Here is an 11,999-nt window from a genome sequence, read left to right as displayed (position 1 = left end):
TCGCTCAAGCGCTACGTCACCCGCGAGCTCTTCCGTGCACTGAACGCCCCCAACGGACTTGACAACACATAGAAGCGTCCTTGACACACCTCAAAAGGCGAAACCGTCCGCTGGCAACCCGTCTCCCCCACCCTCATGACTGAACCGGCCCGGGTGTGATGGAGGCTCCGTTCTATGAGGAGGATGGAGTCATGGCACGACCCTCGAAGCACCCGGTTGAGGTGCGGCAGCGTGCGGTGCGGCTGGTGAGCGAGCACCGTGGTGAGTACGGCTCGGAGTGGGCGGCGATCTGCTCGATCGCGGCGAAGTTCGGGGTGACACCGGAGACGCTGCGAAGGTGGGTGCGTCAGGCCGAGATCGACTCCGGCGACCGGCCCGGGACCACGAGTGAGGAGTCGGCGGAGCTTAAGCGGCTCAAGCGGGAGAACGCTGAGCTCAAGCGGGCGAATGAGATCTTGAAGTCTGCGGCGGCTTTTTTCGCGGCGGAGTTCGACCGCCCACACAGCAAGTGATCGATTACATCGACACCCATCGTGGGGAGTTCGGGGTCGAGCCGATCTGCCGCGTGCTGCGGGATGCAGGCGTAGCGATCGCCCCGAGTACCTACTACGCCGTCAAGACCCGGACGCCATCTCCGCGGGCGCAGCGGGATACCGAACTCAAAGCCGAGATCGCCCAGGTATGGAAGGACAACTACGAGGTGTACGGGGCGCGGAAGATCTGGAATGCATTGCGCCGCAAAGGAATCAATGTGGCCAGGTGTACGGTGGAGCGGGTTGATGCGCGAGCTGGGCATCACCGGTGCGGTACGTGGCAAGACCAAGCGGACCACCATTCCCGCCGCTGATGGGGTGCGAGCCGGTGACCTGGTCAACCGGGACTTCGCCGCCGAGGCGCCGAACGCGCTGTGGGTGGCCGATTTCACCTATGTCCCGACCTGGGTGGACACGGTGTATGTCGCGTTCGTCATCGACGCGTTCTCCCGCCGCATCGTGGGCTGGAAAGCCGACACCAGCATGACCACCAGCCTGGTGCTCGACGCCCTGGAGATGGCGCTGTGGGCCCGCGACCACACCGGCCACCCAGTGGACGCGGGGCTGGTGCATCACTCCGACGCCGGCAGCCAGTACACCTCCATCACCTTCACCAATCACCTTATGCAGCAAGGGATCGACGCCTCGATCGGGTCGGTCGGTGACGCCTACGACAACGCCCTGGCGGAGTCGACGATCGGGCTGTACAAGACCTAACTGATCAAGCCCCAAGGGCCGTGGCGTAGCCTCGACGACGTCGAATACGCCACCCTGGAATACCTCGACTGGTACAACAACCGGCGGCTGCACGGCGAGATCGGACACCTCCCACCCGCCGAATACGAGACCCTTTACTACCGTCAACAACAGCCAACCCCGGCTGGAGCACTCAACTAATCAGTCTCCATCCAAACCGGGGCGGTTCATTGAGCCAGGAGCTACTGGTCGGGGTGAAGTGCAGGTGGAACCGTGAATGCCGCAGCAGCCACTGTTTGACCTTGGGCGTTTTGTGGGTGGCGTAGGGGGCTGCCCAGGGTGTGGATAACGCGTCAGCATGCGTGATCCTCTTACCCGGTTTGGGTTCTCGGCGGCGAGGATTCTCCTGTGACGTTCCATCCTCGCCGTGCCCCTGGGCAGCTCCCAGCCTCCCGCCCGGGGCTGTGGACAGGGCCCGAAATGGTAGGCCCGCAATGTTCCACCCCGATCGATCAAGCGGTGGTGGGTCGGTGGAACAGCGAGCGCCCCACACCCTGGGTTGCGGTGCGGGGCGCACGACCGTGTTGTGCGACAAGGCGCCGAGGTCACCTCCTGCCCGATCAGACACGCGGCGATGACGGTGCACGACCCGATTTAGGCTCCCCACAGACAGAACGTGAGAGCACTTCAGCCGTGGCCAAGCGAGTCAACGATCGTCCGGCGATGCTTGTGACGGCTCTCGTAGCTGACCAGCTCCTCCTGCTCCTCGCCGGGCAATGCCCGCGCCCGCGGCAGAATCTCGTCCAGCTTCATCTCGTCGTAGCCGGGCCAGGGCTCCTTCTCGCACAGCTCATCGATGCGCGCGACGACCGTCGCACGCGCCTGGTTACGCGTCTCATAGCCGCGGACCTCGCGCAGCTCGCGCTGGGACAACCCCGGCAACTTCTGGACGATCTCGTCCGCCGTGAGCCTGTCGTAGTGAGAAATCGGCAGCTGTTCCTCGCTGACGAACGCCCCAATGACCGACCCTTCGACCGCGGCAATCCCCGGAATACGGCGCGTGATGACCTCACCTCGGCCCGCGAGCCGGCCGTAGGCGTTGCCCAGCCGGTGCATCACCTGCTCGCGGTCCTGCCACACATGCCCCACCCGGCTGGGGACATCACGTAGCCTCTCCACCACCCACGCCGTCACCCCAACGGTGGCGTACAGCGACCGCTGGGTTTCCTGAACCAGACCCATCACGCCCCCTCTCGGCCTCATCCCACACAGACCGGTGCAGAACTTCGAACAGCCAGGGGGTTCCCGGACCACGAAGCCTCAATACCTCACTCCGGGCCCGTCACCGACCAAGAGGGATCACGCACTCCGGGACTCGGCTGAAGGCCCGGTCGATCGCCTGGGCGTGTTCGTAGACGTCCAGGAATATTCCATGGTGGGGCGGAATGGGCCGTAGGCTCGTACCGTGGCCGGATGCGGTATCTGCCTGGGGGGATTCCACCCTCGCTACCTCTTCGAACGTCGCGGCTACTCACGTCTGTCGGGTTTCTCGTCGTGGGATTCGGTCTCACGACAACGGGCACTGTGGTCGTGAGCGTCGAGCCAGTCGCCGTCATTCCCGCGCCAGAAGAACTACCCACGCAGCCAACAGAGACCACGGAACTACCCACGCAGCCAACAGAGACAGAGACCACCACGACCACCACGCGCGCGCCACGAACGACCCCACTGACCGCGACACCAGGCACGCCGCAGGGGGCTCCAGGACCAACACGGTTCCAGCAGCCCGCGGCGGCGGCACAGGCCACGGAACCTCAGCCCCACCCACAAGGTGCGTTCGCGCTCTACGCAGCACTTCTGTCACTCCTCGGCTCAGTGGTGAGCCTACTCAAGGAGATCATCCATGCTTTGGCAACCGTTAGGTCCGGCCCGGCTGCCGGCGCGCGCGTGGACCGCAGGAGGCGGCCGCACTCGTAAGCCTCGGGTCAGCTTCCCCAACTCTCCAAGACCCTGCCGGAACACCTGCGGCATCAGTTCGACGCACTGTTGCCGGATGACCAGCTCATACGAGAAGCCGTCCAGCTCCACCTAGAGGGTGGGCACCCGGAAGCGCTCCCGGCGGTGTTGGCAGAGCGGCGAGCCTGCGGTAGGCACAGAACTCGAACAGACGCGTCTGGGAAGCGGTTCCTGGGCGGTTCCCGGGCGCCCGGCTTGATCACGTTGATACGGGGCATCATCCGCGGTGCGATCGGGCCTTGGCCAGGCTGGCGCGTAATGCCTCGGCCAGATCGACGAACTCCTCTTCCTTGCGGGGTGGGGGTACTGTGATCTGCTTGCCGGCGAGTTTGGCGTCGATCAGTGCTTCGAGGGCCTGGCGGTAGGCGTCCTGGTAGGGGTAGTCATACGGTCTCGTTGGTGAGCATCAGCCCCGGCCCGCCTGCCGACGACAAGGGATCGATACAACCGGCAGATCCGGACCTGGCGCAGCCCTCCCGATTCGTATGTACCGCTCAGCAAGGTAGCCGAGAAAATTTGGGTTCAAGTCGGGAAGCTAGCGACCACCGCCTCTGCAGTGTGCTCGGCAATCGCTGAGATCGTCATTGCTGGGTGGAACCCAATCGAGGTAGGGATCACCGAGCCATCTGCTATGAACAGCCCTGGATATCCGTAGACCTCTCCCTCCGGTGAGACCACTCCGCCCTCCGGTGAGTCCGACATACGACATCCGCCGAGTGGATGCACAGTGATGATGCGTTTGAACATATTCCAGATAATGAGGGGAGCGAACTTACCTCCGTAGGCGTCGCCAATCTCCCGCATGGCCTGGACCATCCGGTCGACAAGCACCTGGTTCTCCCTGGCGTAGTCCCATACAATGTCCAAACCTCTCCTCGTGAGCCGGAATCGCCCGTTGGCATTGTCGCGACCGATGGCAAAGAGGTTGGTCATTCGACTCGGATCACCCGCATGGGCGGCGGGCAGCCGCGAGGGTTGGCTGATCAAGCCCTTCGCGAACGCCCGCGGGACGATTCTTTCCAGCTGGCCCCAGAGCAGGGGCGCGAACAGGCGCAGGATTCGGCCCCTCGGCTGGCCAAATGAAGCCAGCACCGCCATCACTGCGGCGTTGAACGCCGGGGCGGCCATCGTGAACTGGGGTGCTTCATCGAAGTAGCGGATCACCGAGGTGACATCGGGACCATACTGCGGCATGAGATCCGCCGAGGCGTTTTGGATGGAACCGAGAAAGTCGCCGTTGCCCGAGAATCCGCAGCCTAGCATCTCACTGATGTTCGGCAGGGTGCCGATTTCATTTCGGCTGCGCAGCAGGATCTCGTTGGTACCGAGCGTGCCGGCTGCCAACACGACACGCCGACCAATTGCCTGGACGGCCACGCCTGCGGAGTCCCGGTACTCGACGGCGTACCCTTCTTGGACGGGGCGGACATGGGAGACGATGGCGCCTGTGTGCACCCTCGTCCCCAGGCCCTCAGCCCGCGCAAGGTACATTATGTCCACGCTGTTTTTGGCGCCGTATTGGCACCCGAACTCGCATTCGGCCACCAGGCGGCACGATCCCCGCCCAGCCCCCATGCCTGGAGTCGGGGCCCAGATCACCGCCTGGTCGGGGTCGAATATAGGCCGACCCACCCGGTTGGCGGCGTCACGAAAGAAGTCCCGTTTGCGCACCTGCAGATTGGCTGGCAGCGGCCGCACGGCCAAGGCAGCGGCAACTTTATTGTAGTAGGGCTCGAGCAAGTGGTGATCCACCTTAGCTGGCCACCGTGGGCCCTTGAAGACGACCGGATCAGGGCGAATGTTGATGTTGGCGTATATGAGCGACCCACCACCCACGCCGCTGGCCACCACAGCCGCAATACCAGAGAAGAAGCGGAGGTCGTACAAGCCCGTACCCGAGCGGTGGTATCGAGAGCTCCAGAGGAGCCGGTCGATGTCGGTCACATCGCGGGGAAACCCTCCCGCATGATAGCGCTGGCCTCGTTCCAGCACGAGCACCGACTTTCCCGCTTCGGACAGCCGCAGGGCCGTGATTGACCCGCCGAATCCTGAACCGACCACAATTGCGTCGTAATGCTCTTGTCCATTCATTTCGGTTCACAGTCCAATACCGTAGCGAGCAGGTGCAATGACGTGGTTGGGGTCAACTGCATTCTTGATCGTTTCGGCCAGGTGTTGGAACGACAGACAACGGAGGGTTTCGAACAGGACCACAAGCTGGCGACTACGCGGCGAGCACTTCGGTGACATCCCCCGGAGATCGACAAGATCTTCTGGGAAACCAAGCAGGGCTGAGCCCACGAGCTTGACCAAGGCGCTGACCAGCGAGAACATTTCTTCGTTCGTCAGCGTCCTTTTTCGTCTTTTGGCCTGCTTCGACGGCCTGACGACGGCCCGGAAGTGTCCAATATGGACGTCCTCACTGCTGCGCCGTTGGGGACCAGCTCGGCACGAGAGACACTTCGTTAGTCGCTTCGACCACCTGCTTTCTCTCCAATCACCCGTCTTCTGACCCACAACTGACCCACACGCTCCGGAGCCCCTCGAGTACCCGGGTAAGCCGCCCGGCAAAGGCGCTACAGGGGCACCTCGTCGCGCTACCTACCCGGTTAGATGGGTCCGTATTCCAGGACCGGACGGCCGTAAACGTCCCAGAGCTTGCCGACGAAGAGGCGCCCGAAGCGGGCAAGGTCGCGGGCCCGGGCCACGGCGGAGGAGCCGGTGACGCGGAACGTCGTCAGCTCGCGCAGAAAGTCCGGGACTGTGAGCCGGATGACCCCTGCGGCAGCCAGCTTGGCCCGGTCCTCCTTGCCGGCGGCGACCCGCCCGCGCATGACCCGCGTGTACAACGTGGTGGTTTCGCTCCACACCCGCAGTGGATTCCCGCTGTCGACGGTCTTCACCCCCACCAGCGTGAGCGGTTTTCCCTGCCCATCCTCGAAATGGAGGCGGTAGCGCATCTCTTTCCGCGTCGGGTCACCGTCGTCCACGAGCAGATTGAACGTTCCGTCGCTGATCGGACGTGTACCGCCGAAGTCGTCACAGGTGACGTGACCGGTTACCGACGCGGTGTGCCATGGATCGGTTACGAATCTGTCGACGTCGTGGGCCGTGATGGTGACGTGGATGGCCAGCGGCGTGTGATTCGCGCGGCCCTTCTCTGCCCCTTTCACGGGGTCGCTTGCGCCGAGGCCGACATGTCCCCGCATGTCTTCGGTGAAGGCCAGTGTCACCGGTGACTCTGCCGTGGGCCGTGGCCGCGGGATCGGCTCGGCCAGGCCAACTCCCTCCGCTGCGCACCATTGCCGGGCGGCATCGACTCCGCGATTGACTACCTCGTGCAGCCGGTCCGCACTGATATCGAGGATGTAGTGGACCGGCACTTCGGCGCGGAGAATCTTTAGTTCGATGTGCCGGCCGAACTCGCTGGTCTGCCCGGCGGCGACCGCTGCGTTATTTTTCTCAATGCGTCGAACCATTTGTCGGAATTTGCCGTTTGCTGTGGCCTCGATGATCTGGAAATAGGTGGCCACGAACCCGGGCTGCCACTCGCCGTTCTCGCTCACCGTCCAGACGACCCAGATCTCGTCGGCACCTCGTTCCACAGCTTCCTCGAGGTTGCCGTCCGTCACGTATACGGCATCGATGTAGAAATCACCGTCGGCCCGGACCGGCGGGAACCACATCGGTAGCGTCACGCAGCCGCACAGGAGGTCCTCCGACATCTGGTCCGGGGTGAGGACCTCCAGTTGCTGGCGGCTGAAGTTGTAGATGTTGAAGGTCGCCTCGCGGTCCGACGCCCGTATCTTGTCCCAGTCGAGGCCCCATGCGGGGAAGACGTTCTTGCGGTATCCATCCAGGTCAAGGATCGACTCGGCGTACTGGAGCCGCCCGAGTTCTCGGACGTTCGGGGGGAGGGAGAAGCCGACCAGCGGCGCCGTCGAGCGCCAATTGTCAGCGATCTGCGTGCCGCTCATGCCCTGACAGAGCATCGCGAGATTTAATGTCCCGCCACTGGCGCCGTCCGCATGGTCGAACGTGACATCAGTCTCGTCGAGCCACACCTGGAGGACGCCGGCCTGGAAGGCCACCTTGATCCCGCCGCCGGCAAGTATCAGTGAGCGTTTGCGGGCGGGCCGTTTCGGTGTAGGCATGACCCCTCCATGAACATCTCAAGTCCAGTTACAACAACCCGGCGAAAGATCCAGTGCCGCTGGGCTGCGATCTACCTGCCCTCGTCTTTGATGATTTTGGCGATTCGTTCCGCCAGCGCACCAATCGTCCGGGAAGGGTTGACCCCGAGGGCCTCCGGGATGATCGCGGCGTCTGTCACGTAAAGGTTCGGGTAGCCGAACACCTCGCCGGCATGGTTGACGACGCCGTCCGTACGTGAGGTCCCCATGCAGCACCCGCCGAGCGGGTGAGGTGTGATGAGGTCGTGGAACAATGACCACGTCGGCGTGACGATGGGCATTCCGCCGGTCGCGGCTGAGAGCTTGAGGTGCATCGCCACGATCGCGTCGATCACCGACCGGGATTTCCCGATATCCCAATCGAGGCTCAAGCGAGGCTCTCCGGTCACGAACGAGTGTTGCACGCTGAGAATGCCGTTGGCGGCGTCGACACCCTGAGCGAACCACGGCATCACATTCCGCAGCGGTCCCCTGTCCCTGAGAATCTGGTTTAACGTGTCGAGCAGTGCTTTGGCCCGCGCGCCTTTGAGTCCGTCCGATCGGTGCTGCAGAGATCTGACGTAGTTGCTGACGAGGTCCAGGAAACCGCCGTCCTCGATCCAGAAGGACTCACGCGATTCGCTGCGATCGAGGAAGTCGATGGCGCACGTGATAGTGGGGCCCGTGGTCGGTTCAACATCGCGGTCGTGGTACAAGGCGGGTGTGAGGAAGTCGCCGTTGCTGCTCCAGCCATGCCCGAGCAACGGACTGATATCTGGCAACGTGCCGCTGATGTCACGGCTGCGCAGCAGCAGCTCCGTGGAACCCAGGGAGCTGGCGGCCACGATGACGATCCGTGCCGACTCACTTCCCGGAATCCGACGACCGTCGAGCAAACGGTCGAAATGCACGCGGTAGCCGCCGTCAACCGGATCGATATTTGTTACCAGGTGCAGTTCGCGCACCTCGGCGCCATGCTTCTCGGCCCAGGGGATGTAGTTCCGGTCGAGAGTATTCCTCGCATCGACGTCGCATCCGATGTCGCAGTTGCCCAGGTGTACACAGGTCCCTTGCTCGACACCCTGGGCGTTCTTGAACCGTTTGCTCTTCGCCTGGTCGTGCGGATTCTCCTGATCGTAGGTCCATTCCTGGTCGAATGAGACGGCGAGCTCAAGCTTCTTGAAGCGGTCTCCGTGGGAGATCTTGTCGGCACCCTCTTTCACGAGTTGCATGCGGTTGGTCCACTGGTTGTCCGGCACGGTCTGGACGTTCATGAATTTGGCGACCGTGTCGTAGTGTGGCTTCAGCTCGGCGTATGTGATCTCCGGCGGCCAGCCCTGGTCGAAGGTCTCCGGCGGTGCTTCCACCGACACGTTGGCGTAGATCTGCGACCCGCCGCCCACCGCCGCGCCCTGCGCGACCCCCATGTGCGGAAAGAGGTGGAGGTCGAGCCACCCATTCTCGTCCTCTGGGTGTTCGTTGTTCCAGATCCACCTGTCTTCGGGGTGGCGCGGGTAGTTGTTCTTGTCCCACCTCCGGCCGCGCTCCAGTATCAGCACCTTGTAGCCACCTTCGGCCAGGCGGCAACCGGTGATGGCGCCCCCGAACCCGCTGCCGATAACGATGACATCGAATGCCATTGTGCCCGCCCCCATTTCAGAAATTCGATTCGTCGCGCGCGGCCGCACCACGGTGATCCGACGATCGCTTCAGCCACCTACTGGAACTTACAGATTTGAGTGGTTCAACTGTGAGTCGCGTTGCAGGGATCGCAGCTGAGGCGATACCCACCACGGTCGATGCTCCATGCTCAGCGCTCGTCGCCGAACTCATTCTTTGTCTCGTCCAACGCCAGCGCCATGAGGTAACGTTCAGGCAAATGATCCTGAAACGAGTACGGAAACATCCGCTGTGCTAGTGAAAACGGAAAAATGTTTCCCAATTTTCCAAGGAATGGTATTTGACTGTTCAGGAACGGGTTGAACAGACGATAAAGGAAAAGTGTCTCGAGATCAGAAATCTGCCGCGTCGGTTCGCTTGGGCGGGTCCACACGTCGCTGTCATATTTCAATTCTGTCCCGAAGTGGGCAAAACTCCCGCAAGCCCTAGGTGGGACCGCAGGACCCCAATCGTGTTTGTAGACGTACCGAAAAACACTGTTGTTGAGACGATCGTCCTGCCGGCACGCCTCGGCAAAGTTGCTTGATCCAATCATCGGCTGCGCGAAAGTGTAAGTTGCCTTCAATTTGTTAGCGATCTGTGCATACTTGTTTTGGCTGAGAAGCATGACGGTCATCAACGCAGCCATCGCACCACCAAGGCTGTGGCCCGTAATGTATAGGGCCTTCAGCGGCTTGGGTGCGCGACCATTAATCCTATTCGGATCTTTAACCACTGAACCGTTTCTGCCCAACGCACGAATAAGAGACTCTATCACGGTGTGGCGTGTAGCGCGTATGTTACGATAGAATCCGGCGTGGACATCGAACTGTCCGTTGGCGCCGGCAACAGTCAGAGGCACCTTTCGGGGCTCCACGGTGATGTTCGGGAGCCAGCTTAGAATGCTAAACGGTTGTGTGCCGCGATAGCATAGGATAGCTACCTCGCCGTCGTCACTTTCGACGAGGAATGCTGTCGAATCGATGAGCATCGCATCGACTCGCTGGGAGACCATATGACAACGGTTCCGCTCGAGTCCCATTCTTGTCATGATAATAGAGAGAGTCTCTTCATCGGCGTAGGAGTATGCGGAACATGCCGCCAAGGCGTGAGCGATTTTTGCATTGGGCTGCGTGTTATCGGCTTCCAGAAGGGTGCGTTTCAAATCGGGATATACTGGTTCGAAGTTGAACGATACAGCCTCTTCGTACTCCTGCGGTAGAACGCTCTTGGGGTATTTTATCGAGAGCTCATCGAAACTGTAGCCGACCGAATTTCGCTCCACTCGCTGCGCCGGCAAGGCGGTGGTTTTTCCGAAATCTGCCAGTCGACTGTGTGCCGCAAGAGACTTGGGCGAAGTCGGTTGCTCGCGGGCCTTCTGAGCCATCGTGCTCACTCCTTAGTCGCCACGTCTTTGAGATTAGCGCGCACTCTATAAATTTTCCGAAAGTGACGCTGCGCCAAATTATGTAGAGTACGTCAGAGTGGGCGGGTGCTGGTGTAGTCACTACATTTACGTATAGGTTCCAGATTTAATGTTGATCGATATCACACCGGCCATGCCTCTTGTCAGATGCTCTCCAGTAGACGACCTGTCGGATAGACCACGCTAGGGACGAAAGCCCCTCTCGTCCTCGATCCAAATTTCCTGGACCTACGGTAGATGGAGCGCAGTTCAGCGGCACGCAGCGCAACCTGTACGAGCAAGTCGGCTGCGTCGATGACCTATGACGAACCCAGTTGGCACCTTGGCAAAGGGGTTGGAAAGTTCAACCCGCCGGCCTACTAGTCCCCATCCAGCTGCTCCATGCCGAGTTAGGGTCCTGGCGGAGCTTCCATAGGCTGAACAGCCCTGCATCTGTCTCGGCCCACAATTGGATCCGACCGTCTGACAAGGACATGGCCCCAATGGAATTGATAATCGATCCCGGCGGCTGTACGAATTGACTCCAGCCGCTCCACTGGGCGTTGGGGTCTTTGCTGACCTTCCAGGTACTGAACAGTCCCGCGTCAGTATCGGCCAGGAGCTGAGGTCGGCCATCCGTCAACGACATGGTCGCGATAGAGCGAATGAATCCTGGCGGCGCCGGGAACGGGCCCCAGCCGGTCCACTGGGCGTTGGGGTCTTTGCTGAGCTTCCAGGTACTGAACAGTCCCGCGTCGGTAACGGACCACAGTTGGGGCCTCCTGTCCGTGAGAGCAGCGGCCCTGATGGCCTGCGCTTTCCCCGGTGCGGAGAATTGAGTCCAGCTGCTCCATGCCGCGTTGGGGTCCTCGTTCACCTTCCACATGGTGAAGAGTGCTCCCCCCTCGATGAAGAACAACTGCGGCCGCTTGTCCGCCAGAGCGGACGAAGCGACAGTGGCAACCATTCGGGCCTCCCTTGAAGTGCGATGGCAATGATTTCGCCATCGTCGTCCGCTAGAACTGGAACCTTCATGACCCACTCCTTAGTGGAGCCCTCCCCTCTCAACTGATCAGTCTCGAAAGATTTTCAATCGAACGACCCAAGGGTAAGGAGGAGACGCCCCTCTAACTCCAGGGACTTTCGTACTTCAGTGGGCGGGGGTATAAACGCAGCGCGCGGAATATTCCAGCGCTGGAGGCCAAACGTCAAGATGAAATTCAAACTGGCGTTCCTTGGTCTTGACCTTGAAAGGGCCGTGGAACGCCTGCTTGGCTTTCCTTGACTCGTCGGCCGCCGTTGGTGATCACCAACCGCCTAGTGTGCCGAGTCGTTAATTCGGCTGCAGTATGCGGCGAGAGTTTCGAGTCGGCGGTTTGGGGCTGCCCAGGGTTTGGTTGACACCTGACGTGTGAGGCTGTGTCCTCACCTGGAAGGATGCGACCGTGCCCAAGCCCTACCCGCAGGAGTTTCGTGATGATGTGGTCGCTGTGGCCCGTCGTGGCGAGGCTCCGTTGA

General features: G+C 61.5%; 6 protein-coding genes, 2 pseudogenes and 1 other annotated feature. Of the genes and pseudogenes, 1 reads left to right on the top strand and 7 read right to left on the bottom strand.

Translation table 11 applies throughout. The features are described from left to right. Positions 1 to 191 precede the first annotated feature (191 nt). Positions 192 to 1,430 (top strand): annotated as a pseudogene (locus tag ACWCO2_RS36025) (IS3 family transposase). Next, positions 470 to 598 (top strand) — a sequence feature (AL1L pseudoknot). It overlaps the preceding pseudogene by 129 nt. Positions 1,431 to 1,443: 13 nt before the next feature. Here the strand turns inward: ACWCO2_RS36025 and ACWCO2_RS36020 are convergent. From ACWCO2_RS36020 to ACWCO2_RS35990, 7 genes and pseudogenes are all read right to left on the bottom strand, one after another. Continuing rightward, positions 1,444 to 1,554: pseudogene (locus ACWCO2_RS36020) on the bottom strand (IS630 family transposase); the annotation flags it as partial. Positions 1,555 to 1,916: 362 nt separating this feature from the next. After that, on the bottom strand, positions 1,917 to 2,471 hold the full coding sequence (locus ACWCO2_RS36015; protein ID WP_450132285.1) for a hypothetical protein: 555 nt from the start codon (positions 2,469 to 2,471) through the stop codon (positions 1,917 to 1,919). A 1,296-nt stretch (positions 2,472 to 3,767) separates the two neighbouring features. After that, positions 3,768 to 5,336 (bottom strand): GMC oxidoreductase, encoded by a 1,569-nt coding sequence (locus tag ACWCO2_RS36010; protein ID WP_450132284.1) that lies wholly within the window; start codon positions 5,334 to 5,336, stop codon positions 3,768 to 3,770. Positions 5,337 to 5,342: 6 nt separating this feature from the next. Then, positions 5,343 to 5,579: a hypothetical protein gene (locus ACWCO2_RS36005; RefSeq protein WP_450132283.1), complete on the bottom strand. Its 237-nt coding sequence runs from the start codon at positions 5,577 to 5,579 to the stop codon at positions 5,343 to 5,345. 275 nt (positions 5,580 to 5,854) lie between these two features. Then, positions 5,855 to 7,399: a patatin-like phospholipase family protein gene (locus ACWCO2_RS36000; protein WP_450132282.1), complete on the bottom strand. Its 1,545-nt coding sequence runs from the start codon at positions 7,397 to 7,399 to the stop codon at positions 5,855 to 5,857. 71 nt (positions 7,400 to 7,470) lie between these two features. Continuing rightward, positions 7,471 to 9,057 carry a GMC oxidoreductase gene (locus ACWCO2_RS35995; protein ID WP_450132281.1) on the bottom strand — a complete coding sequence of 529 codons (1,587 nt, stop codon included), beginning with the start codon at positions 9,055 to 9,057 and terminating at the stop codon, positions 7,471 to 7,473. Between the two features lie 170 nt (positions 9,058 to 9,227). Further along, positions 9,228 to 10,463, bottom strand: coding sequence for a lipase family protein (locus ACWCO2_RS35990; RefSeq protein WP_450132280.1), 1,236 nt, complete (start codon positions 10,461 to 10,463; stop codon positions 9,228 to 9,230). Positions 10,464 to 11,999: the final 1,536 nt, after the last annotated feature.

This window comes from Saccharopolyspora sp. NPDC002376, assembly GCF_053593195.1.
This window is presented reverse-complemented; position numbering and strand designations above follow the sequence as displayed.